Source organism: Lactobacillus sp. HBUAS51381 (genome assembly GCF_012641095.1).
GTDB lineage: Bacteria > Bacillota > Bacilli > Lactobacillales > Lactobacillaceae > Levilactobacillus.
Genome location: NZ_JAAVSC010000106.1, coordinates 1 through 248, shown reverse-complemented (window position 1 = coordinate 248; position 248 = coordinate 1). Strand labels below are relative to the sequence as shown.

Annotated in this window: 1 pseudogene; it reads right to left on the bottom strand. The window is 41.5% G+C overall.

Going from position 1 to position 248, the window contains the following annotated elements:
- Nucleotides 1-103: 103 nt before the first annotated feature.
- Nucleotides 104-248 (bottom strand): annotated as a pseudogene (locus HEQ50_RS12845) (RNA-guided endonuclease TnpB family protein); the annotation flags it as partial.

Sequence of the window (248 nt, the reverse complement as noted above, 5' to 3'; positions counted from 1 at the left end):
TTACTGCCGTTATAACGCCGGTATTCTGATACTCCACTAGGGAGTAACCACATTGACTAACTGTGACAGCTTGAGGACTATAGCCAGCCCTTTAAAATTATTTTTAGATTAAATCCAATAGATTGGCAACGGCGTTTTCGTCACGATCAAGTATGGCACCACAGTTGTAACAAATATATTCATTATGTTTGGTCTGATGCTGTGCATTGCCTTGGAGCGTGATCTTGTCGGTACCATGCTTGATGTAG